We start from the raw sequence: 21,975 nt of genomic DNA on the forward strand, positions 1-21,975 counted from the left end.
CATGGCAGTGAATGACACGGCGAGTCTCAGAGCCGAGGTGTTGGCCCTCCTGCTGGAGCCGTTGGGTATCGACGCCATGGCCGGGCCGGCCTCACTCGAGAGGCTCGCCAAGGACGTGGAGGCGGTCGCCCAAGCGCGTGGGTGTGCCGGTCTGCCGCCCTCCGGGAGCACTCTTCGGCGGGTGGCCGAAGCCGCGGCGGCGTGCGTCGAGGAACAGGAACTGGTCCGCCTGGCAACAACTCTGGGCCGGACTCTGACGCCCGACGGGGCCGGATTCCTCCGGGAGTTGATGCGGCTCGAAGGAGTACGGTCCCATCTCCAGGCGCTTGAGGGCGTGCCGGTGGAAGCGCTTCGGGCGGACCTCGCAGATGTGGCGATCGCGGAACGGCTACTGCCTGGAGCCCTTGAGCCGTGTCGTCGTGCGGAACAGGAATGGCCCAAGGAGATCTGGCGTACGATCCGTGAGATCGACGTCGAACTCGCGTTGACCGCCCTGAGTCGTCGCCGAGGAACCCGGCAGGCGGCAGACACGCGTGAGCTAGTGCTCAGACACAGTGTCTCGGCAGCTCGCGATCTGCGGAACCGGGATCTGGTGGCGCGGCTGGAGAAGGTGCGGGACTTCGTCGCCGCGGAGAAGTCGTACGAGGCGGTCCTGTCCGTGCGACCGCAGTGGTGGCGCTGGCTCGGGCCGGACGGGCGGTCGGGGTTCAGATCGGATCGGTGTGACGCCCTGGTGTGGGCGATCAAGGCTCGCGACACCGGCGCCGTTTCGGGGAGCGCTCTGGACATGCTCGCGGACGACAGCGTGCGGGCGGTGATCGAGCACGGGCTCGCGACGGCGCCCCTGAGCACGACCGCGTCCCTGGCCGCGCCTGCCACGAGTTCGGCCGCACGGCTCGTGGCGGGACTGCCGGCGGTCGTCGCTCGGACCGACATCAGCGAGCTACGAGCGTTCGAGTCGTGGTACACAAAAAACATCGAGTTGTTCGACCGCGTGGCGGCGGCCATGGACTCGCGGCGAACCGAACCAGATCTCCGCGAGGCCCTTGAGTCCCTGGTCGGCGAGCTCGCGCTTCCGTCCGGTGCGGTGGACGCGAGTCGTTCGGCCTACCGCGATATCCAGTCCACCCTCCGGGCCGAGGTCGAGGCACGTCTTCAGCAGACGTCGTACTCAGCGCATGCAATCGAGAGCGAGGATCTCGTCGGGGCCATCAGCCACATCGGGGTGCTCGAACGCGAACTGCGTGATGCCGTGCGGACCATGCCCGCGGTGAGAGGCAGGCTTCTCGTGGCCATCGCCGGAAGAACCAAGTCCGGGAAGACCACGCTCCGCAAAGCCCTCACCCGTGACGCGGACCGAACCGGGATCGGGCGAGGTGCGCACCGCACCACACGGAAGACCTCCGCGTTCGAGCTCGGCTCCGTGACCTACCTCGATACGCCCGGCGTCGCCGCGAAGGACGACGACTTCGACGCCCAACACGCTCGGGCCGCATGCGACATCGCCGACGTGGTCATATGGAACTACGCCGACACCCTTCGCGACGAGGAGTCGTCCGAACTCCAACGACTCCTCCTCTCGGGAAAGCCTCTGCTCACTGTCGTCAACGTGAAGGAACGCGTCAACTCACCGGACCGCCTTCACCTCTTCGCCCAGCGCCCGGAGAGGGCATTCGCGTCGGCGCCGGGTCACGCCGTGCGGATCGAGCAGGTCTCCCGAGCGGTCGGAGTCGCACCGCCCGTCGTTCTCGCCGTCCACTCCGGTGCCGCGCACGAAGCGTTGTCCACGGGAGATCGCGAGCTGGGAGACAGGGCCCTGCAGGCAAGCAGGCTGCCCGAGCTGGAGCAGTCCCTCGCCCGGCTCCTGGCCGAGCGCGCGATTCCGCTTCGTGCCGTTCGGCTGGCCGACAGCGTGCGGGCGCCGCTCGCCGCGTTCCACGACCGGGCGGTTGAGGAACTACCTCAGATCGGCCTCGCGCTCGGCGAACTCGAACGCTCGGCGCCGAGTCAGCGGGACGCGTTGCTCGAAGCTTTCCGGATCGCGGGTCAGAAGACGCGCGACCGACTCGAAGCCGAGCGTCACCGTGCCAAAGAACGGTTGCCGGATGTGGTTCGGGAACTGGGCGGCGTGGATCACGCGCAGCGATGGAGCGACTTCCTCACCGGTCTGGACCTGGAGGAACTTGTCTCGAGTCTTGAGAGCGAGTTCGAGCAGGAGATGCGGAGACGGGAGAGGGTTCTGCGCGCGCAGGCAAGCACCGCGGAGCGGCAGGACGACAAGCACCTGCGTGTACAACCCTCTCCTGACGCATCGATCGGGAACCTGAGCGCAGCGGCTGCCAAAGGGGCGGCGACAGCCCTCTTTAATTCACTCGCCGCCCATGGGATCGCCAAGAAACTCGCTACGGGTGCCAGTACGGCCAACCCTGCTGTGGTGGCAGTGAGCTATGCGCTGGACCCGCTGGTCGGAGCGGCAAAAGCGGTGAGCAGTGAGGTTGATCGTCTGCGGCAGGCCAAGGACAAGTGGACGGCCGATACCACGGCCGCGGCCGAGGCCGGGCTCGACGAGCTGTTCAACAGTGTCGAGGCACAGTTGGCTCGAATCGTGCATGACGCGAAGATGCAAGTCGATGACCAGTTCGAAGCACAGTCCGCGGACATCAGGAGCACACGGAAACGGTTCGAGCGGGTCCGTCGGCTGCGGTCGTCCGTGCGGTCCGCCCTTGATGCCATCGACCTCGTCCTGGCGCGCCGGCTCCTGGCCCTTGCGGGCGGGGACCCGGGGGCAATCCGTCGGGCACGCCGTACGCCGGGCGTCGAACTTCGCGTCTGGACCGACGCGTCCCGCATCGCGAAAGTGCGGGCGTGTTTCAAGGACCAGTTCGTCGATGTCCTCACCGAGCGGATCGAGATCTGTTCGGAATCCGGGAGCGTCGGCACCCGCGGAGCGAGCGAAGGGAAGGCAGATGACTGACGGCAATTCGGTTGACGCGTCGGAGAGCAACGAGGGTCTGAACGCCCTCGTACCCGCGCTGATCGCACGGGCTGAGAGCACCCTGAACACTCACCCTCGTACTCGGGGCCTGACAGCGAGCCTGCCCCATGCCGACGCGAGCCCGCTGCGGATCGCGCTCCTGGGTCCGTACAGTGCGGGGAAGTCGATGCTCATCGCGGCACTCCTCCGGCTCCCGCCGGCCGCCGTCGATGAACTCGTCGACGCGGCGCCCAAGACGCACGAGCCGACGCCGTACCCGTGGAACGACGTGACGCTCGTCGACCTGCCGGGGACACTTTCAGGCAACGACGGCCATTCCGGTGCGGCGCGGCACGGCGTGCGTAATGCGGACGCGCTGATGATCGTGACAACGAGCGAACTACCGGGCGAGGCGGAGACCAGGGCGATTCTGCAGGCGCTCGATGCCGACGGGTTCGCTGACCGAAGTGTGGTCGTCGTCAACAAGATGAACGCCGAGAACAGTGATCGCGACGTCATCCTCAACGAGATTCGCAAGCGACTCGGTCCCTTCGCCGACCGTGTCCCGATCGTCCCGACCGACGCGCGCGACTACGTCGACGCAGTCAATGACCCCGACCTCACGGTCGCTCAGCGTGAGATGCTTGTCACGGAGAGCGGTGTCGACGCTCTTACAGCCGAGTTGCGGAGCATCATCGCACCAGGTGTCGACGGCGTCCGGCCCAGAGCGCAGGCATTCGAACTCCTCCGGGTTCTGGCGGACGCCGAACAGAGGTGGGAACTGGACGGCGAGGAACTCGGCGCCGCGGAGACCGCGAAGGAGGTCAAGGAGTCGATCTCCCAGGCGAAGGAGAGTGTGCTGAGCGCCCTGGAGAGGGAGAGCGAGGTCGTCGCTTCCAAGATCAAAACGGCGGGAGGCAAGGCCGCCGCCGGCATATCGGAGAAGGACGGCGTCGTCCCCGTCGACGTCGCTCGCGCCGTCAGTGAGGAACTGGTGCGTGCGAGCACCGAGTTCGACGCCAATTTCTCCTCATCGGTGAGGACAGCGTTCGATGCGCTGGTCGCCGAGTACGGAACCGATGTGCCTGAGCCTGAAGACTGGGTGAACGACCTCGACTCACCCGAGCCGACGATCGACACGTCCCCGGATGACGAATCACCGCTGGCGCGTGCGGTCAGGGAAGCCGCGGAGAAGGCCGCGAAGACGGGCGCCAAGAAGATGCACGAGTGGATCGGGAAGGTCGCAGCCGGCGGTAGCGAGCAGGGAAGCACGGCCTCCGACATCGCGAACTGGCTCAACAAGCATCAAGTGGGCCAGAAGGTGCTCGACGCCAGTGGGAAGATCACCAACGGCGTGGGCAAGTTCAAGCCGTGGGGTAAGGGCAAGGCGGCCAGCAAGGTCGCCAGTACGGCCGGCAAGGTACAGATGGCGCTGGTGGTCATGGGACCGTTGATGGACCTGACGAGCGTCGCGCAGGACCAGAGCAAGTGGATGGCGATCAACAAGCACCGGAAGATGATCAGGGATCACTTCGACAAGGAAGCACACAGACAGCGGACCGGTCTCACTGACGCCGGTGGGCGGCACCTGAGCGAGTGGATCGCCGAGGTGGAACAGTCGCTCAGCGGTCTCACGAAGCAGGGTGCCGAGATCAGCGCTGAGCGTGAGACAGCGTTGGGAGAGATCAAGAGCCTCCGCGACGAGGCCGAGAAGCTTGTCAGGCCTGCCGCCGACTGACCCGGCGGGCCGGTGTCCCGGCGGTGAACGTGACTACGCCACTGCCGGGACGACTCAGCTCAGGAGCGCGCCGCGAAGCCCACGAACTGCGACCACCCCTTACGCCCGACGGCGAAGTGTGGGCGCGTCACCTCCTTGGAGTCCCTTACGTGGATGACCTGTTCAGTGACGGCGACCTCAACACAGCTGTCTCCCTGCGCGCTGCTGTAGCTGGACTTGAACCAGTCGAGTTCGGACGTACTCATAGCGCTCCTCGAATCCGCTCCAGCAGACCCACGGAGTCCTTCGGGGAGAGGGCCTGCGAGCGCAGTCTCGCATAGCGCATGTGCAGTCGGCTGACCTGTTTCGGGTCAGCGATCAAACGGCCGTTCTCCTGCCCTTCCGAGTAACCGCGCCAACTCCCCTCAGGGGTCTCCAGTAACTGGATGGGCCCTGCCATGCATGCGTGGTGCTCGGAGTTCGCCGGCATGATCTGCAGGGTGACGTTCCTCGGAGCAATCGCCTCCAAGACGTGGTCGACCAGGTCACGGGTAACCTCCGCCCCTCCCAGACGACGCATGAACACGGCCTCTTCCACGATGAAGTCGAAGGTGGTGTTGGGCCCCTCCCTCAGAAGCAGTTGACGCTCGATACGGGCCCGCACCGTGGTCTCAAGGGCGTCGTCCGACAGGGGTGGGATGTCCTCTTCACAGAGGGCGCGCATGTACCCCTCCGACTGCAACAACCCCGGCACCAGCCGACACTCGTACGTGCACAGGCTCACCGCCACCTTCTCCAGCCGGGCCCACCGCCGGAACCAGGCCGCCAGCCCCGCCTCGCCCCGCGTCAGGTGCCCGGCCGCCTTCCGCAGCGCGCCCGTGTTCCCCAGCGCCTCCTCGGCCCGCTCCACGAACGACACGTCGGGCATCCGGCGCCCCAACTCCACCGACTCCACCGTGTGCCTGGAGAACCGTACGAGCGCCGCGAACTCGACCCGGCTGAGCTGGGCGTGCTCACGCAGGGCCTGGACGACCGCCCCGAAGGTCCGCAGACTGTCGGAAGGATCGGGCTCACGCTCCCCCTCGCAAACCGTCACGTCGCTGCCGTCCGTCATGCGCGGCCACCTCCAGGTGCGTACGTCCTCCGCGGTTTCTCCGCGATCGACAGCACCCAGCGTGACGGCAAGATCGCCGTACCGTCCACAGAATGTGCCCGTACGCTGACGCACCGTACGGGCCGCGCTACTGGAACGCGCTCCCGCGCGCCCGTCAGGGTTTCCCCATGCACGCCTCCACGCCCCAGATCTGCACTACCGTAAGCACGTTCGCGCAGCGGCTGTCCTCCACCCGCCGCGGTGCCCGGCTCGCCCGGCTGCTGGCGGTGGAACAGCTGACCGCCTGGGAGATGTCACCCGCAGTCATCGAGCGGGCGGAACACGTCGTCGCGGAGCTGGCGGCGAACGCGGTGCTGCACGGCCGCGTCCAGGGGCACGACTTCCTGCTGATGCTGACGCTGGACGACGCGGCCGGCACCCTGCGGATCGCGGTGAGCGACACGCGGGGCGAGTACCGTCCCGCGATCCCCCCGGAGCGGGGCCCGGACCACGAGTCGGGCCGCGGACTGCTCCTGGTCGACGCCCTGGCCGACCGCTGGGGCACGGAGCCCCGCCCGCCCTCCGGCAAGACCGTCTGGGCGGAGATCGGCCAGCACGGCGAGGGGCCGAGGGCGATTTCCGGTCAATCCCGCGGCCAATGCCATTGAGGACGGCCGAACGCTTTGAGCAACGGCATCCGGCCGACCTACGCTCCGTCAACGGATCACGGCGTCCACGGCCATGCCGCGCCACTATTCAACAGGAGTGTGTCCCTTGCCTTTCCCGCCCGGTGACATGGTCGCCGCCTTCGGCAGACACCTGCACTTCAAGAGCCTGGAACAGGCTCTGTGCGAACGTCATCCCGAGCTGGCCGACCGGGTGCACTTCGACGACGTGAACCGCCTGATGCATCTGAAGGTCACGCTGTCCGGCGGACGCTCGGTCGGGCTGGCGCAGGTACGCATGGGGTACTCGATCGTCTGGGCGGTGATCGATCCGGTACTCAACAGTGAGCCGTCGCTCTGGCCGCTGGACACACCCGACGAGGTGCTCGTCGACGCCCTGCACGCCGTGGCGTCGGCGCATCTCGCGGACGTACCGGTTGCCTCACCGTGGCGCTGGAACGAGAGCGAGCCGTCCGACATGACCCAGCTGGCCGATCTCCTGGACGCCCAGGGTGTCCGAGTGCGACGCGTGGCGGCGGGAAACGGCTACTTCCCGTATGGTCCCCGCCACTCGCCGAAACTCGACATCGTGGGCGGGCGCGACGGCAGCTTCGTCGAGGCCGAGTTCCCCGACGCGTTCGTCCGCGTCTCACTCAAACCCGCTCTCGGCTGGCTGGTGGATGTGTACCTCGCGGAATGCGGGGCTTGGGGCCGTGTCGATCTGGCCTGGAACCTATGGCGCAGCACGCGGCCCGCGCCGGGGATACCCCGTGCGGACGCCTCGGTGACGGACATCGCCGACGTGCTCGGCAAGGGTCTGACGGCTTGGGACGTGGAGGTGTCGTGCGAGCCGGCCGATCGTGGGGAACCGGCTCCCACCGGGCACCGGTCCGAGTGGCAGGAGTCCCTCTTCGCAGATGAAGCCGCTCCGTCCGAGTGGCTGGGGCACGTCGACCTCGACATCGACCAGCTCGACGAGGAAGCCGGGCCGAGGACCTCGCGGCGCTCGCCCAGCCCCCGGCACATCACCGACACGGTTCTCGAACAGCTGACGGCATTCGGCTTCGGGGACATCGAGGAAGGGGACGCCGAAGTCCCCATCCGGTCCGATGCGTTCCACATCGAGTGGCGCAACCGGTCCAGGGACCTGTCCACTTCCGAGGTGCAGCGGCTGAACGGCCTGGCCGCGGCGGCCGGTGAGGACGTGCCCAAGCGGCTCATCGTGATCACGACATCCGGTATCAGCCGCCCAGCAGCGGCCTTCGCCGACACCGCCAAGGCGTTCGTCTTCTTCGTCGACCCCACAGCGGACAAACTCGTAGCCCTGAACTCACGTGCTCAGGAAGCACTCCTGCCCCACACGAACCCGGCCGAGCAAGGGCTGGAACCCTGGTAGCCGTCCTGCTCGCGACAGCCGCGTCACAGGTCGGCCCGCGCCAGCAGGATCTTCAGCGCCCCCGGCTTGACCTTCTGCACGGACCGCACCTGGCCCAGTTCCAGCTCGTCCCGGCCCACCGGGCTGCCGTACAGGGCGTCGGTGGGTTCGGGCAGTAAGGTCGCCTCGACCCGATAGCCGAACTTCGGGTCGTCGGGGTCCTCGCGCGGTTCGCCGTCGACCTCGGCCACCGCCGCCACCGCCGACTCCGGACGGCTGAAGAAGAACCACAGTCGGTCGCCCGAGTTCATGCGGTTGCGCCGACTGAGCCAGAGGTCGAGTTCGGGATCCTCGTGAGCGAGGCGACGCACGGTCTCCTTGTCGGAGGGCTCTCCGTCGAAAGTGTCCTTGTTCGGATTGAGGATGTAGATCCAGTCCTGCACGATCTCTCCCGTCACCGTGTCGCCCGCCGCAGAGGAACTTGCCTCGCCGTGCTGAGCATCGTGCCAGCCGCCCGACCCGCGCGCAGGAAGTCGGCCGACCTCGCCGCATACAGGGAACCACCACCCCGCGCTCCGGCATCATGGCCTCCATGACGAACGGGGTGGATGTGCGCACGGCGGCGGCCGGGTTCGACCGGACCGCCGTGGCGGACGCCGAGTCGGCTGCCGAGGACGAGCGCAAGCAGGTGCTGTCCCAGTTTCCGCTGGAGGAGTGGACGGAGCTGCCGCTGGAGCGCTACGCCCTCGGGCAGGGCGCGCCGCCCGGGTCGGGGCCGACGTACTGCCGACTCATGGAGTTCGGCACTCCCCACCTGGGCAGCATCAAGGGCGGCAGTGCCGCGAAGCACATCATGTACCACCACAACTCCGGCGAATGGCGAATGGCCGCTCCCCTGCGCGGCATGGACCCGCAGGACGCCTGGGCGGAACTGCGCGGACAGTTCGTCCAGGCCTTCGACGCCGTCGGGGCAGGGGACTTCGAGGCGCTGGACGACCTCGAAGTGCTGCGGTACGGAACGACGTTGGTGACGAAGTCGCTGGCGACCTACTTCCCGCAGCACTTCCTGCCCATCTACGCGGGAGAGCACCTGCGCCGGTTCGTCACTCTGCTGGGCGGCTCGACGCAAGGCGATGCGCCGGCCTGGGGAAGCAATCGTCGCCTGCTGGAACTGGTCCGCTCGCGTGAGGAGTTCGCGGGCTGGACCCGGCACGAGGTGATGCACTTCCTGTACGAGCACTTCGACCCGCGGCCCAGGCAGCGCACCATCTGGAAGATCGCCCCGGGCGAGCGCGGCCGTCTGTGGGAGGAGTGCCGGGCGGACGGAGTCATCCGGGTCGGGTGGGACCAGCTCGGAGACCTCGGCCTGTACCAGAGCGACACGGATCTCAAGCAGGCCCTGGACGCGAACTGGCCCCGCAGGAGCGGGGGCAGCCTGACGCTCGCCCGTCGGCTGCTGGCCTTCCGCGACCTGGAGGAGGGCGACCGGATCGTGGCCAACCGGGGAGTGGACGAGGTCCTGGCCATCGGCACGGTCAGTGGCGGTTACCGGTTCGAAGTGGAGCGGCCCGAGTTCCAGCACGTCGTCCCGGTGGACTGGGACCTGTCGTACGCGCGGAGGCTGTCGGAACCGAAGCAGTGGCGGTCCACCTTCGCCAAGGTCGACCCGGCTCTTTTCGCGAAGCTCACCGCGCCCCAGGTCGCTTCCGGTGGGGACGTGAACCACACACCGCAGGCCACGCCGGTCGTGCTGCCCGAGGACGTACAGGCCGTACTGGACGCGCTTGAGCGCAAGGGGCAGGTGATCCTGCACGGGCCGCCCGGTACGGGAAAGACGCGGCTCGCGCTCGGCGTCGCCCTCGCCCTGGACGGCCGCGCGGACGTGCTCGGTGCCGACGCCGCCCAACGTGCCGCGGCGCAGGCCGAGATGCTGCACGGCGACCGGGTCCGCCTGGTCACCTTCCATCCCTCCTACGGATACGAGGACTTCGTCGAGGGCTTCAAGCCGGACCTGAGCGCCACCGGCCCGGGACTCACCCTCGCGCTCACGGACGGCCTGTTCCACAGTCTGTGCAGCCGGGCCGCAGCCCATCCCGACCAGACGTTCCTGCTGATCGTCGACGAGATCAACCGCGGTGACCTGCCGCGGATCTTCGGCGAGTTGATCACGCTCCTCGAACTCGACAAGCGGAATCTGCCGGTCGCCCTGCCCGTCAGCAAGCGCCGCTTCTCCGTCCCGCCGAACGTCCGGGTCATCGGCACGATGAACACCGCGGACCGCAGCATCAGCCACCTGGACGCCGCGGTCCGCCGCCGTTTCGCGTTCCTGCCCGTGGGCCCGGACCCGGACGCGGTTTCCGGGACCGTCGGCCCTCTGGACCTGGCGGCGTTCTTCGAGTCCCTCAACAGCCGTATCGCCCGCCATCTCGACGCCGACCACCAGATCGGGCACGCCTACCTGCTGCGCGACGGTGAGCCCATCGCCACCGAGGAGGACCTGGCCGCGGCCTTCCACCACGAGGTGATCCCGCTCCTGGAGGACTACTGCCTCGGCCGGGCGGAACTGCTGCACCGCATCCTCGGCGACCTGGTCGACGCCGACACCGGGCGTGCGCGCCTCATGTCCCCGCAGGACCTGGCGGACGCGCTGGCGACCGAGTTCACCAGCGGCGTCACCGGCCAGGATGCCTGACCGCACCCCGGTCCAGCTCGGTGAGTACGAGTCCGCCCCGCTGGAGCCCGGTCAACTCACCGAGCGGGACGTCGACCGTCTGCACGCCCTCCAGGCGCGGGGCTGCCTCACCCTGACCAGGGAGCGCACCGGCTGGCGCCTCAAGGCCGACGCGACCGTCGGGGTCCTGGTCCTGGACCGTGTCCGCGTGGTCATCACCCCCAAGTTCGCCATTCCGGGAGAGCAGCTCATGAGCTGGCTCGCCTACGCCCTCGGTACGCCCGTCCCGGCGACGGCGAGGCGCTGGGCCACCGGCCCCGACGGTTACGCCGACCTGGTCGCCGCCGCCCTGCTCGAACAGTGCGAGCGGCTGCTGCGGGAGGGACTGCGCCGGGACTACGTACGCCGCCGGAGTGTCGAGCCGGTGCTCCGGGGGCGCCTGGACTTCGCCGCCCAGGCCACCCGTCGCTACGGACAACTGGACCAGCTACATGTCCGCACCTTCGACCGGGAGGCGGACATCTGGGACAACCGCGTTCTGGGGAGCGCACTGAAGGCGACGCTCGGTCTGACCACCGGTCCCGGCCTGGGGCGCGCCCTGCACGACATCGCCGGCGCCTTCCCCCAGGCGCCGACCCCGGCCGCGGCGCTCCGCGCTCTGGACCGCACCCACTACACCCGCCTGAACGCCCGCTACCGCCCCGCCCACACGTGGGCCCGCCTGCTGCTGCGCGGAGGAGGCGTGACCGATCTGCTCACCGACCACGGCACCACGGCGGACGGTCTCCTGCTCGCCATGCCCGCGCTCTGGGAGGCCGTCGTCCGCCGTCTCGGCACCGAGGCAGCCGGCCCGCGCGGCGGCCACGCCGTACCCGGCGGAAGCGGCGCCGGCATCACCGTCCGCGGAGACCTGGGCAACGCCTCGACCTTCCGGCCCGACCTCCTTCTCAGCCTTCCCGGGCCCGACCCGGCACATCGCACGCTGCTGCCCGTGGACGCCAAGTACAAGCGCTACGACCGCCACGGCGTGAGCGCGGCCGACGTCCACCAACTCCTCACCTACAGCGGCGGCTACGCACCCGCCGACGTCCCGGTCTCCGTCATCGTCCACCCCCAGCAAGGCTGTAACACCCAGCGGACGCTCAAGGTGCGGGGGCCCAAAGGCCCGTTGGGCAACATCCGCGTCCTCGGTGTCGACACCCGCGCTACACCAGAGCAGGCGGCAACGTGGATCGGCTCAGTGCTTCGCTGACCAACACGCGCCGCCCGCTCGGCGACAGCAGCCATGGACGGTGAGGTCCCCAGGGGATGGTCGGCTCAACGTTTCGTCCTTTCCCTGCCCAGCTCATGCCTCGCACCCTCGCGGGCGGGATCGCCGTCCGGGTCCGCGGGTACTGAACCGTGGAGAACACCGTCCACTGGGTACACAATGCCGTCTTCGGTGAGGACAAGTCCCAGGTCAGGGCCCGCAGTACACCGGCCTACCCGCCGTGGTCCGCGGCGCACTCACGCCCGCCGGGTACGTCGACACTGCCGGACGCCGAGCCCGCACCGAACGCCACCACGTCCTCGCCCTCTACGGCATCACATGATCGACCGGACATCCGAGGCGAACGCCGGGGCCCTGCCATCGCCCCGCAGACACCCCTCGTTGTGCGCGGCTGGTCAAGACCGTGTGTGAACCAACCCCCGGGCGGAGCGGCGAGGTTTCGGTGCACCTCCCTCCAATGGCATGATCGATTGGTTGTTCGAGGTGACGGGCTGGAGGGGGAACAGGTTGTCTTTCGAAGAGGAATGGGCCCAGTTGAAGGCCGACGCACTGGCGCGTCAGCGGACCGGGATGCAGATCGACCAGTTGCCGGCGGACGGAGGCGGCGGGGCCGTCGCCCCGGCTGCCGGTTCCCTGGTCGCCAAGGCGGAGTCGATCAACGGGAACGCGAATCTGCTGATCGAGATCGCGGGCTTCCTCCATGAGGGCAGGCCCGATGCTGAACTGACCACCATGGCCCGGGAACCCCGGACGCCCGAGGACGTGGCCAGGCAGGTGGCGCGGTTCGCCGGATTCGCCGATGACCAGTACCTGGACGCGGTCGCCCTGTTCGCGGCGTTGTCCACCCGCCTCAGGACGACCGGCAGCGGCTTCGTGAAGATCGAGGACGACACTGCCCAGCACTTCCTGGACACCGTCCTGGAATACGGCCAGTACGTCGCCCCGGAGGCGCGATGAGCAGCGGCATCAGTCACCGCAAGGACGTCGAGTTCCTGGAGGACTGCAACCCGCCCCTCGTGGAGCGGAACGCGGACGAGTTCAAGCGCCTGCACGACATGCTCGTGTCGGTCGACCCCTCCGCCGAGCGCGCCGAGAAGCACACGCAGTGGAAGAGCGAGGGCAGTCAGCACTACGAAGCCCGTCTCACCGAGGGGCGCAAGCTGATCGCGCAGCTCGCGGAGGGCTATGCCAAGGCCGCCGGCGCTCTGCGTGGCTACGCGTTCGCGCTGGAGGTCGCCAAGGCCCACTACTCCAACGGCAAGGCCAGCGAGCAGGCCCTCGCGGAACTGATCCACACCAAGGGCACGGCGATCACCCGTGAGGCCCAGGAGGCGGAGCCGATGCGCCAGTGGGAGGACATGCGGGCCACCACCGGTGTCATGGACTTCTTCGCCGAGCTGACCATGGACGTCGACGACATCCGCGAGGACGCGGACCGGCTGCACGGCGCCGCCGGTGGGGACTTCCACCTGGCGAGGACCACGGAGCACGAGGCGCGGGAGATCTGCGTGCACGAGCTCAAGCAGGCCTACGACCTGCTGCCGGACTTCCGGATGGGTTTCGTCCAACGTGTCGACATCGTCTCGGCGATCTCGGAGCTGCGGCGCGAGGCGGCCGAGGCGAGCACGAACCCGCTGACGCGGCTGCCCGGCAGCGGCCCCAAGCAGGACTACTATCCCGTCGCCGGCGACGACATCGTCTCCCCGACCCTGCGGGACATCCGCCTCCGGATCGCCAACCTTCCCGGCGCGACGGACAGTTACTGGAGCCCGCCGTCCAACGCACAGGAGCGGGCCGACTGGATCGCGGCGAACAAGGAGATCATCAAGGCCGCGGCACGGAATTCGGGGCTGCCGCCGGACATGGTCGCCGGTATCGCGTGGCAGGAGATCGGCGGGCAGCCCGGCATCCTGGACGACATGACCGACACCATCCGCGAGCAGGCGGACTCTCCCTTGAGCCCGATCGCTCCCGAGAGCCTGCCGTGGCGCCTCGGCGGTGACCCCGACAACACGTCCATGGGCCCCATCGCCATCCAGGTGCGACGTGGTGCCGAGGTTCTCGGTTACGACCCCGAGCACCTCACCGACCAGCAGCGCGGCACGGTGGAAGCAGCCCTGCAGGACCCCGCGCAGAACATGTTCATCGCCTCGGAGTATCTGGCCCAGCTGAAGGCGGAGAGCGAGTTCGCCGACGTGCCGGCCGAGGAGATGACACCGGCCCAGTACCAGGAACTCGCCGCGCGGTACAACGGCGGGCCGTACTGGCAGACCGACGACGCCCAGGCCTACGGGCGTGGGTTCGCGAACAATCTGGACGAGGCAAGGAACGCACTGCGCTGATGAACGCCCCCTCCCCCGTGGACGACGACCGCGGCTGCCTCCGCGCGGTCCTAGCCGTGCCGCTCACCCTGCTCACCCTCATCGCCGCGTACTTCTGCTGGACGGCACTGACCATCACTCCGTCAGGCACCTGGGACGACGACGCGTACGCCGGAATCGTCCTGTCGTGCGTCGTCACCCTCGCGGCCGCCGGAACCGCGGCGGCGCTGTGGCTGGCGCCTTCGGTGCGCAGGACTATTTCGTGGTGGTGGATACTTCCGGCCCTGCTGCTGGGCGTGGTCGCGGGAGTGCGATGGGCCGTGGGCGGTTAGCCCCACCACCGTCACGTGTGTCGGCACCGCGCAAGGCGGGTCGACTTCGTGGATCGCACCCCCCTCGGGCCCAGGTGCGCCGTACGGTCGTTCCACGAATGGCGACCGGGCGGTGACGCCGGGTCAGGCGTGGGAGGCGATCCGCGCGAACGGTACCCGCGTCCTGGTACGGCGTCGCCGGCGCTTCCCCTTCGGTGCCGGAACTACGGTGGTCACTCGGCTCAACGTTTAGTCCTCTCCCCACCCTCCGGAAAATGACCGGGTGGTCGGTGTGAAGCAGGAGTCCCGGGCAGAGCCACCGACCGCCGACCGCCGACCGCCGACCGCCGAAACATTCTCGTCAGTCGACTGCCCTGAGGTAGATCCGGCTCTCGCTGTCGTCCAGCCTGTGCACCGCGATCGCCAGGGAGTTCAAGTCTCCGCCGCAGGGGGCACAGACCTGCCCTTCCCGTACGTCCGGCAACGACTCGGGTTCGGGGAGTCCGAGGTGGGAGAAGGAAGTCATGAGCTTCGCGACGCTCTCGCGGGGCTCGTCACGCTGCCTCAACTCCCTTTCGGGTCGGAGCTGTTCCACGAAGCCGTTCACGCCGGAGGTGGGGAGGGTGAAGGCCAGCAGCAGCCCGTCGTCCTGGAATCCGTTCTGACGTGCCGCACGTGTGTCGGCGGCCTTGGACGGAAGGCCGATGTTCATCTGCCGGCTGACCGTCGCAGGGGTGGCCTCGTCGTCCCAGCCGGGCACTTCGCCGGTGCTGTCGGCCGCACGGGACTCGGCCGTGGCCGAGCAGGCGGCGAGGGCCGGGCCGGTCAGACAGAGCGCGGCCACCGCGTCGGCGGCGAGGACGACGCGCTTCACTCGGGAGTCGTGGGGTGTCCGCGTCATCGGGCGTCCCCGTTCCGACCCGGATCGGTGCGTGTCCCGTCGCGCCCCGGGTCCCAGTTGCACCGGTCCCACACGTTCACCTGGTAGTCGAGACCGATCCTGGGTTCGCCGTTCTCACCCGGCACGACCGTGACCGTACCCGTCGTGTTCGTCATGCCGCTGCCGACGGCCAGGGACCAGTCGCCGAACGTCATCGTCTCCCCGTTCCGATCACCGACTCCCGTGCCACGTCATCAACAGCGCGGAATACGGACAGAGTTGCCGGTGCAGTGCCCCTCACCGAGGTGAAACGCCGCCGGTCCCGACGTCGCGGCGACCTCCCTTCCGCACAGCTCACGCCTCGATGGCCACACGTTCGAAAGGCGTACACAAATTCGAACTCCACTAGTTTCACAACTGTGTTGACACTGCTAACGCGACCTTGCCATGCTCGTTCGCGGCAACATGACACCCCATCAGTCCGCGCCGCACACCTTCGTCGTGCCAGGCACCAAGGAACCGCACATGAGTCACCAGCCCCCCGAGCCCCCTCCCGCCGCCTCCGGCTCCCTTCGCGAGCTCCTTCTCGGCCGCCTCGCCGGCCCCGGCCTGACCCCGGCCGCGCGGGACCTGCTGATCGAACTGCTCCCGGAGGAGGAGGTCGGGAACAGCGGTGGGCGGGCCGGTCCCGTCCAGCTCCGGTCCATCACCGCGGCCGGCTGGCGCGGTATCGGGCCGCGGGCCACCCTCGAACTGCCGCCCGGGCCCGGCCTGGTGGTCGTCGCGGGGCCCAACGGGTCCGGCAAGTCGAGCTTCGCCGAGGCCGCCGAAACCGCGATCACGGGACGCAACTCCCGCTGGGAGGGGCGGCGGGCCGGGGACTGGCAGAAGGGCTGGCGCAACCTCCACAGTCCCGACGTCACCCCCGAGGTCTGCGTCGAACTGTCCGTGGGCGAGGGGGCCGAGGCCGTCACCGTGCGTCGGACCTGGCACGGCGACAAGGTCGACGAGGCGCGGACGCGGGTCGAGGGGCGGGACGGCTCGGAGCGGAAGCTGGAGGAGGTTCTCGACACCGGGGCGCTGGAGCTCGCCAGGCCGTTCCTGCCGTACAGCGAACTCGGTTCCATGATCAACGGCACGCTCGGCAACCTGCACGACGCCTTCTTCAGGCTCCTCGGGCTCGAACTGCTCGCCGAGTTCGACACGCGGGTCAAGGACGCGGTAAGCGAGTACGACAAGGCGGACAAGGCGGGGAAGGCCCTCACGGCGAAGCTCCTCGGCGACCTCTCCCGGATCGACGGCCCCAAGGCCCGTGAGGCCGCCTCGGCGCTGTCCGGGACCACGCCGGACCTCGTACGGGTGCGGGCCCTGCTGGAGAGTCGTTCCCCGGCGGCCGAGGCCGAACTCTCCAGGCTGCGGCGGTACGCGAGCCTCGCCGGGCCGGACCTGCGGGAGGTCGGCGGAGCCGTCGCGCGGCTGCGGGAGGCCGCGGCCGACGCCGAGGAAGCCCGGTACGGCAGCGCCGAGGACGCCCGTCGCCTGGCCCGGCTGCTGGAGGCGGCGCTGGACCACCGCCACCGCTCCGGGAGCACGGACTGTCCGGTCTGCGGCAGTGAGAACCGGCTCGACCGGGCATGGGCGGAACAGGCGCGGGCCGACGTGGAGCGGCTCCAGGCGGAGGCGGTCGCCGCCGAGGCCGCCCGGAAGGCCGTGGCGACCACTCTGCGGGCGGTCCACGACCTCGTACAGCCGGTTCCGGTGTGGCTGCGCGACGAGGACACTCCGCTCGTGCCGGTCTGGCGGGACTGGACGCTGTGCCGCGACATCACCCATCCGCGGGAGCTGGCGGACCGGGCCGAGCGCGCGGCGGCGGTCCTGGACGACGCGTGCCGGCAGGTGCGGGAGGACCACACCAGGCGGCTCTCCGACCACGACGAGGCGTGGCAGCCGGTGGCGGTGCGGCTCGCCGAGTGGCTGGGCGTGGCGGAGGCGGCCGAGGCGGCCCGCGTCCGCCTCCCGCACGCGCGCAAGGCCCGCGCCTGGCTGCGGCCGATCATCGACGAGCTGCGCAACGAACGGCTGCGGCCCTTCGCCCTGCGGTCCCAGGAGGTGTGGCAGCGGCTGTGCGAGCACAGCAGCGTGAGCCTCGGGTCCGTCACCCTCGCGGGAACTCCCGGGCGCGGCAGGGTCGTTCTCGACGTCTCCGTGGACGACATGGCGGCCCCGGCGTACAGCGTGATGAGCCAGGGGGAGCTGCACTCCCTCGCGCTCTCCCTGTTCCTGCCGCGCGCGACGCACGCGGACAGCCCGTTCGGGTTCCTCGTCATCGACGACCCCGTGCAGTCGATGGACCCCGAGAAGGTCGAGGGGCTGGCCCGGGTCCTCGACGCCTGCGCCCGGGACCGGCAGGTGATCGTGTTCACCCACGACACCCGTCTCGCGCAGGCCGTCGACCACCTCGGCATCCGGGCGACCGTCCTGCACGTCACCCGCGGGAACGACTCGGTGGTCGGCGTCGAGACCGCGAGCGACCCCGTGGAACAGGCGCTGACGGAGGCCCGCGCCGTGTCCCTGGACCCGGGCGTACCGCAGGACGTGGCCGATCACGTGCTGCCCGCGATGTGCCGCAGGGCCCTGGAGGCGGCCTGTCTGGAGACCGCGCGTCGCAGGCTGCGCGACGAGGACGGCCTCGGCATCCGCGAGGTGGAGGAGCGGATCGGCTCGCTGGACCGCACCAAGACGTACGTGGCCCTCGCCCTGCTGGGCGACGAGCGGCAGCACGCCCGCGAGGCCGTCGAACGGATCTGCCCCGGCGGCTGGGCACTGATCACGGCGTTCAACTCCGGCGCGCACACGCCCCTGCCGACCCTCGACAGCCGCAGGGATCTCGTACGCCGCACGAAGGCGCTCGTCACGGCCGTCCGACGGGGCGCGGGAGTCCAGGGCGCGGGAGTCCAGAGTGCCGGAGGTGCCCGGTGACCGTGTCCCCGGAGACCCTCGTGACCGCCGCGGGCCGTCTGCTGTCCCCCGGCCCCGGGACGGCCGGCACGCTGACGCCCGGCCTGCGCGCCCGCGCCGCCGCGATCCTGCTCCGCATGGCCCTCGACCAGGCCCTGGACGCCTACTGGCTCGGCGTCACCCCGTCGATGACACGGGTCGGCAAGCACCGCATGCTCTGCCTGGAGTGGTACGCGGGCCACGACACCGCCCGCAGGTGCCGTACGACCTGGTCGGCGCTGAGCTCGGCCTGTCACTACCGCACCGGTGAACTGCCGCCCTCCCCCGCCGAGATCCGCACCCGCCTGCTGGAGGTCACCGGCCTTCTGCCGGCCCTGCGGCCCGGAACCGGCACGGCCGCGGTCAGGCCGACGGCGGGCTCCTGACCGGGCACATCGCGTGCCGGTCGTACGACCGGGCCTGCCTGTTCCGGCCGGACCGGCGGACGGTCCGGCTCGGCGCGGGGGACTCGCGCGACGGAGGCGCTGCCGCCCTGCGGCGCTCCACGCAAACGGCACCCGCGTCCCGGCCCGGGACCGATCTGTCGGTGGTCGCACCTATCGTTCTCGTCAGACGGTGTCCGAGTGGGGAGTGATGTCCGTGGCCGAGTCCGCGACGTATCCGGAGTTCCATCTGCGTCTGCCCAACGGCGACGGCATCGGCCGGGCACGCGGTGCGCTGCTGGACGAGACGGGCACCAACGGAAGCCGGAGGTTCCTGATCCGGGCCGGGTCCCCGGCCCGGGATCATGTGACGCCGTCGCTCTCCACACACTTCAAAGCCCCGTTCAAGCACCGGGAGGAACTGAAGGCCCGGGGCGTGCTCGTACTCTCGACCCGGTGGCCCGGCTGGCTGGAGCTGACCGAGGACGTGGTCGTCGGTTCGCCCTCGTTCGCCGCCGTCCTCCTGGTCGGCGCCCCGCGCAACGGGTGGAAGGAATGGCGGACGGAGGACGGCGCGCCGTTGTCCGACTTCATGGCGGCGGTGTGGCACGGACCGAACCGTCCCTGGCTGGTACGCGGGTCGAACGTGACCGGGCTGGACCTGGTCCAGAGGATGTGGCTCCCCGAAGGCCGCGTCACGCTGGCCGCCTCCCGTCTCCGGCAGGGCGTCGGGCAGGGCGTCAGCAAGGACGAGCTGCGGACCCTGGTCCAGGAGGACTACGAGGCCACCGCCACCTACAGCCAGAAGCAGCAGCTCGTCGAGGACCTGCACGCCTTCCTCTCCCGTATGAAACCCGGAGACACCGTGTGCACCATCTCCGGCGGTCGGCTGTACGCCGGGGAGATCGCGGGTGAGGTCGAACAGGTCGCGTCGGAGGACGGGCGGAGCAACCTGCGGCGACCGGTCGAGTGGGAGGCTGCCGGCTATCCGTACGACGACCTGCCGGAGGAACTGCAGCAGAAGCTGTCCGTCCAGCACGACGTCGTCGACCTCACCTCCGTACAGGCGCACATCGAAGGACTGGGCCGGTCCGACCAGGAACTGGCCGAGGAGGCGGAGGCCATAGAGCGGGACCCCAGCACGGAGATCCCGGCGATCACCGCCCGCCGCGAGCTCGAACTGCCCGAGCCGACCGACGAACTGGCCGGTGAACTCCTCGTGCACGACGCCCGGTGGCTGCGCGAGGTGCGCGATCTACTCTGGGACGACCGTCAGCTGGTGCTGTACGGGCCGCCCGGCACCGGCAAGACCTACCTCGCCCTCAAGCTCGCCGAGTTCCTCGGCGGCGGGCCCGAGCAGGTCAAGCTCGTGCAGTTCCACCCGTCGTACGCCTACGAGGACTTCTTCGAGGGGTTCCGGCCCCAGGAGGACCCGCAGACCAGGGAGGTCGCCTTCCGGCTCACCGCGGGCCCGCTGCGCGAACTCGCCGACCTGGCCTCCCGCGAGGGCAACCGGCGCGTCCCGCACTTCCTGATCATCGACGAGATCAACCGGGCCAACCTGGCGAAGGTGTTCGGCGAGCTGTACTTCCTGCTGGAGTACCGCAACAAGTCGGTGCGGCTCACCTACTCCGGTGACGACTTCGCGCTGCCGCCGAACCTGTTCGTCATCGGCACGATGAACACCGCCGACCGGTCCATCGCCCTCGTGGACGCGGCGATGCGCCGCCGCTTCGCCTTCGTCGAGCTGTCGCCGCGTACGGAGCCCACGCGCGGTCTGCTGCGCCGCTGGCTGGCCAGGGAGGGCAGGGACGCGGAGCCCGCCGACCTGCTCGACGCGCTCAACTCGCGCGTCGACGAGGCCGATTTCCGCATCGGGCCCTCCTACCTGATGAAGAAGGGTGTCTACCGGGAGGGCGGCCTGGAGCGGACCTGGCGGACGAAGATCCTGCCCCTGCTGGAGGAGCACCACTACGGGGAGGGCGTGGACGTCGAGAAGCGGTACGGGCTGGCCGCGCTGCGGGAGTCGCTGGGGTGACGTCCTCAGTGGACGCCGTGGAGGCCGTGGACGCAGTGGAGGCCGTGCGGTCCGTCGAACTCGTCGAGCACGGGCCGGCGACCCGTCTCGCCCTGCCGGACGCCGTCGGCCGGGCCCTCGCCGCTTCCGACGTCGTGGACGCGGTCCCCGACCCGTACACGCCCGGGTTCTGGTCCCTGCGGGCCGGGAGCAGGGTCGGGGCCGTGGCCGTCACGGCACCGGACGGCGGGGCCACGGTCACCGTCCGTGTCACCCCCAAGGTGCCCATCGCCCGGCTCTTCTTCCTGTTCGGCTACACGCTCGATCCGCGGCAGGGCCGGCGGGACGGGGAGGTCGAGGTCGCCGAGCACCGCGATCTGCTGCCGGCGCTCGCCCACGCCGTGGAGCGGCAGGTGGACCGGGCACTGCGGCAAGGGCTCTTGCAGGGTTACCGGGCGACCGAGGAATCCGCGCTCGTCGTCCGCGGCCGGATCAGGGAGGCCGAACAGATCCGGCGGCGCTTCGGGGCGATGCCGCCGGTGGAGGTGGCGTACGACGAGTTCACCACCGACATCGCGGAGAACCGCGTCCTGCGTGCGGCCGTCGAACGTCTCCTCCGGCTGCCCGGGGTGCCGCGCGACGTGCGCCGCAGGCTGTCGCACCAGCGCGCCCGGCTGGCCGACGTGACCGCGATCGTGCGCGGGCAGCCGATCCCCGACTGGCTGCCCACCCGCCTCAACGCCCGGTACCACCACGCCCTGCACCTCGCCCGCGCGGTCCTGGACGGCGTCTCCGCCGAGCACGCTCCCGGCGGGTTGCGCATCGACGGGTTCCTGTTCGACATGAACAGGCTCTTCGAGGACTTCGTGACGGTCGCCCTGCGGGAGGCCTTCCAGGCCGTGGGTCCGGGGCACACCGTCCGGTTCCAGGACCCGCACCACCTCGACGAGGCCGCCGCGATCCGCATGAAGCCGGACCTCGTGCTGTACGGGCCGGACGGCATGCCGTGCGCGGTCGTGGACGCCAAGTACAAGGCGGAGAAACGGGACGGCTACCCGGACGCCGACCTGTACCAGATGCTGGCGTACTGCACGGCCCTCGGCCTGCGCGAGGGTCACCTCGTGTACGCGAGAGGCAATGCCCCGCACGCCGCCCACCGGGTGCGTCACGCGGGCATCGCCATCCATCAGCACGCTCTCGACCTGGACCAGGATCCCCCCGGACTGCTCGCGGACATCGCGGAGGTGGCCCAGCGGCTGGTGAACACCCCGCGCGTATGATCGACTGCGGAGTGTCCGTCC

The 21,975-nt window shown here is 69.7% G+C and carries 18 protein-coding genes and 1 pseudogene; 14 read left to right on the forward strand and 5 right to left on the reverse strand.

The features are described from left to right. Position 1: 1 nt before the first annotated feature. Both ACGFQC_RS14575 and ACGFQC_RS14580 read left to right on the forward strand, forming a co-directional pair. Positions 2–2,974, forward strand: a complete 2,973-nt coding sequence (locus ACGFQC_RS14575; RefSeq protein ID WP_363092206.1) for a GTPase — start codon at positions 2–4, stop codon at positions 2,972–2,974. After that, complete coding sequence (locus ACGFQC_RS14580) at positions 2,967–4,712, forward strand: GTPase (RefSeq protein ID WP_363092205.1); 1,746 nt, start codon at positions 2,967–2,969, stop codon at positions 4,710–4,712. Before ACGFQC_RS14575 ends, ACGFQC_RS14580 begins: the two co-directional genes overlap by 8 nt. Before the next feature lie 59 nt (positions 4,713–4,771). On the opposite strand, the gene ACGFQC_RS14585 is transcribed toward ACGFQC_RS14580, so the two are convergent. Both ACGFQC_RS14585 and ACGFQC_RS14590 read right to left on the reverse strand, forming a co-directional pair. Continuing rightward, the gene (locus tag ACGFQC_RS14585; RefSeq protein ID WP_363092204.1) at positions 4,772–4,957 is read right to left on the reverse strand and encodes a DUF397 domain-containing protein; all 186 of its coding nucleotides are present in this window, start codon (positions 4,955–4,957) and stop codon (positions 4,772–4,774) included. Next, a complete protein-coding gene (locus ACGFQC_RS14590; protein ID WP_363092203.1) occupies positions 4,954–5,805 on the reverse strand; it encodes a helix-turn-helix transcriptional regulator in 852 nt (283 codons plus the stop codon). The genes ACGFQC_RS14585 and ACGFQC_RS14590 overlap by 4 nt, the downstream gene beginning before the upstream one ends. Positions 5,806–5,972: 167 nt before the next feature. Between ACGFQC_RS14590 and ACGFQC_RS14595 the strand changes: the two genes are divergently transcribed. Together ACGFQC_RS14595 and ACGFQC_RS14600 are read left to right on the forward strand one after the other, a co-directional pair. Continuing rightward, on the forward strand, positions 5,973–6,452 hold the full coding sequence (locus tag ACGFQC_RS14595; RefSeq protein ID WP_363092214.1) for an ATP-binding protein: 480 nt from the start codon (positions 5,973–5,975) through the stop codon (positions 6,450–6,452). A 97-nt stretch (positions 6,453–6,549) separates the two neighbouring features. Next, positions 6,550–7,845, forward strand: a complete 1,296-nt coding sequence (locus ACGFQC_RS14600; RefSeq protein WP_393288208.1) for a hypothetical protein — start codon at positions 6,550–6,552, stop codon at positions 7,843–7,845. A gap of 23 nt (positions 7,846–7,868) precedes the next feature. On the opposite strand, the gene ACGFQC_RS14605 is transcribed toward ACGFQC_RS14600, so the two are convergent. Beyond that, the gene (locus tag ACGFQC_RS14605) at positions 7,869–8,267 is read right to left on the reverse strand and encodes a hypothetical protein (protein WP_363092201.1); all 399 of its coding nucleotides are present in this window, start codon (positions 8,265–8,267) and stop codon (positions 7,869–7,871) included. 149 nt (positions 8,268–8,416) lie between these two features. Between ACGFQC_RS14605 and ACGFQC_RS14610 the strand changes: the two genes are divergently transcribed. The 6 genes and pseudogenes from ACGFQC_RS14610 to ACGFQC_RS14635 all read left to right on the forward strand — a co-directional run bounded on the left by ACGFQC_RS14610 (position 8,417) and on the right by ACGFQC_RS14635 (position 14,418). After that, entirely contained in the window at positions 8,417–10,516 is a 2,100-nt protein-coding gene (locus tag ACGFQC_RS14610) for an AAA family ATPase (protein WP_363092200.1), read from the forward strand. Beyond that, complete coding sequence (locus ACGFQC_RS14615; RefSeq protein ID WP_363092199.1) at positions 10,509–11,747, forward strand: PE-PGRS family protein; 1,239 nt, start codon at positions 10,509–10,511, stop codon at positions 11,745–11,747. The genes ACGFQC_RS14610 and ACGFQC_RS14615 overlap by 8 nt, the downstream gene beginning before the upstream one ends. Positions 11,748–11,893: 146 nt before the next feature. Further along, positions 11,894–12,087 (forward strand): annotated as a pseudogene (locus tag ACGFQC_RS14620) (ISAs1 family transposase); the annotation flags it as partial. A gap of 185 nt (positions 12,088–12,272) precedes the next feature. Then, positions 12,273–12,722 carry a hypothetical protein gene (locus ACGFQC_RS14625; protein ID WP_363092198.1) on the forward strand — a complete coding sequence of 150 codons (450 nt, stop codon included), beginning with the start codon at positions 12,273–12,275 and terminating at the stop codon, positions 12,720–12,722. Beyond that, positions 12,719–14,107 (forward strand): hypothetical protein, encoded by a 1,389-nt coding sequence (locus ACGFQC_RS14630; RefSeq protein WP_363092196.1) that lies wholly within the window; start codon positions 12,719–12,721, stop codon positions 14,105–14,107. The genes ACGFQC_RS14625 and ACGFQC_RS14630 overlap by 4 nt, the downstream gene beginning before the upstream one ends. Further along, on the forward strand, positions 14,107–14,418 hold the full coding sequence (locus ACGFQC_RS14635; RefSeq protein WP_363092195.1) for a hypothetical protein: 312 nt from the start codon (positions 14,107–14,109) through the stop codon (positions 14,416–14,418). The genes ACGFQC_RS14630 and ACGFQC_RS14635 overlap by 1 nt, the downstream gene beginning before the upstream one ends. 340 nt (positions 14,419–14,758) lie before the next feature. Here the strand turns inward: ACGFQC_RS14635 and ACGFQC_RS14640 are convergent, their stop codons facing one another. Both ACGFQC_RS14640 and ACGFQC_RS14645 read right to left on the reverse strand, forming a co-directional pair. After that, positions 14,759–15,298, reverse strand: a complete 540-nt coding sequence (locus ACGFQC_RS14640) for a hypothetical protein (RefSeq protein ID WP_363092194.1) — start codon at positions 15,296–15,298, stop codon at positions 14,759–14,761. Then, entirely contained in the window at positions 15,295–15,492 is a 198-nt protein-coding gene (locus ACGFQC_RS14645; protein ID WP_363092193.1) for a hypothetical protein, read from the reverse strand. Before ACGFQC_RS14645 ends, ACGFQC_RS14640 begins: the two co-directional genes overlap by 4 nt. A gap of 310 nt (positions 15,493–15,802) precedes the next feature. On the opposite strand from ACGFQC_RS14645, the gene ACGFQC_RS14650 reads away from it, so the two are divergent. The 4 genes from ACGFQC_RS14650 to ACGFQC_RS14665 all read left to right on the forward strand — a co-directional run bounded on the left by ACGFQC_RS14650 (position 15,803) and on the right by ACGFQC_RS14665 (position 21,954). Continuing rightward, a complete protein-coding gene (locus ACGFQC_RS14650; RefSeq protein ID WP_363092192.1) occupies positions 15,803–18,256 on the forward strand; it encodes an AAA family ATPase in 2,454 nt (817 codons plus the stop codon). Continuing rightward, entirely contained in the window at positions 18,253–18,660 is a 408-nt protein-coding gene (locus ACGFQC_RS14655; protein WP_363092191.1) for a hypothetical protein, read from the forward strand. The genes ACGFQC_RS14650 and ACGFQC_RS14655 overlap by 4 nt, the downstream gene beginning before the upstream one ends. Before the next feature lie 208 nt (positions 18,661–18,868). Continuing rightward, complete coding sequence (locus ACGFQC_RS14660) at positions 18,869–20,695, forward strand: DUF4357 domain-containing protein (RefSeq protein WP_363092213.1); 1,827 nt, start codon at positions 18,869–18,871, stop codon at positions 20,693–20,695. Next, positions 20,692–21,954, forward strand: a complete 1,263-nt coding sequence (locus tag ACGFQC_RS14665) for a restriction endonuclease (protein ID WP_363092190.1) — start codon at positions 20,692–20,694, stop codon at positions 21,952–21,954. The genes ACGFQC_RS14660 and ACGFQC_RS14665 overlap by 4 nt, the downstream gene beginning before the upstream one ends. Positions 21,955–21,975 lie beyond the last annotated feature (21 nt).

Source organism: Streptomyces sp. NPDC048734 (assembly GCF_043198675.1).
GTDB lineage: Bacteria > Actinomycetota > Actinomycetes > Streptomycetales > Streptomycetaceae > Streptomyces.